The organism is Neorhizobium sp. T7_12, assembly GCF_002968535.1.
Classification (GTDB): Bacteria; Pseudomonadota; Alphaproteobacteria; order Rhizobiales; family Rhizobiaceae; genus Neorhizobium; species Neorhizobium tomejilense.
Map to the genome: position 1 here is coordinate 1 of NZ_PVBK01000063.1, position 392 is coordinate 392.

The following is a 392-nucleotide window of genomic DNA, read 5'->3' on the forward strand; positions in this document are numbered from 1 at the left end:
GCATAATGCTGACGCATTTTCTTCAGATGCCGCCAGAAATGCCCCTCGCGAAGAAAGTCTGCCAGTGTGTTCTGCCATAGAACAGGTACCGCACATGGAGCCAGTGACGCCTGGTGGCGGAATTGTGCAATTTGCTTCACCGGCACCACCAGCCACGCACAGCGCAATGCAGGAAATAGCGCTTTGCTGAATGTTCCGGCATAAATTACCCGCTGCGGTGCGTCGAGACTTTTCAACGCCGGTAACGGCTTACCGTGATAGCGAAACTCACTGTCATAATCATCTTCAATAATCCATGCCTGACTACGATCTGCCCATTCCGGTATCTGATGCCTGCGCGCTAAAGAGAGCGCCACACCCAGCGGACTTTGGTGTGCTGGTGTTATCAGGGC

Annotated in this window: 1 protein-coding gene; it reads right to left on the minus strand. The window is 53.6% G+C overall.

Features of this window, described 5'->3' with window-relative positions:
- The coding region (locus C5J26_RS32450) for an aminotransferase class I/II-fold pyridoxal phosphate-dependent enzyme (protein ID WP_172746242.1) at positions 1–392 on the minus strand (392 nt) is incomplete at both ends.